Here is a 314-nt window from a genome sequence, read left to right as displayed (position 1 = left end):
CGGTTCGGCGGGGGCTTTGCGTTTGCGGGGCGTGGTTTCGGTGATGGCGAAGCGGTTGAGGGCGGCGAACCACAGCGCGTAGGTTTTCCCGGCGCCGGTGCTGGCGTGGAGCAGTCCCGACTGGCCTTCCTTGACTGCGCGCCATACGTCTTTTTGGAAGGCGAACGGTTTCCAGCCCTTGGCGGTGAACCAGTCTTTGGCGAAGTTGGGGGATTTGACCATGCTTGGGGCTCTGGGGGGGTAATTCAGAGACCTTTGGGGTGGGGGAAAGGTTTAACTGCGATTTTTTTGGGGCGGGGTGTATATCCGTTATT

Annotated in this window: 1 protein-coding gene; it reads right to left on the bottom strand. The window is 59.9% G+C overall.

The features are described from left to right. A partial coding sequence (locus tag HX846_RS38140) for a hypothetical protein (protein ID WP_178967570.1) occupies positions 1–222 on the bottom strand: 222 nt, incomplete at its 3' end. Positions 223–314 lie beyond the last annotated feature (92 nt).

The organism is Pseudomonas sp. K5002 (assembly GCF_013386655.1).
Classification (GTDB): Bacteria; Pseudomonadota; Gammaproteobacteria; order Pseudomonadales; family Pseudomonadaceae; genus Aquipseudomonas.
This window is presented reverse-complemented; position numbering and strand designations above follow the sequence as displayed.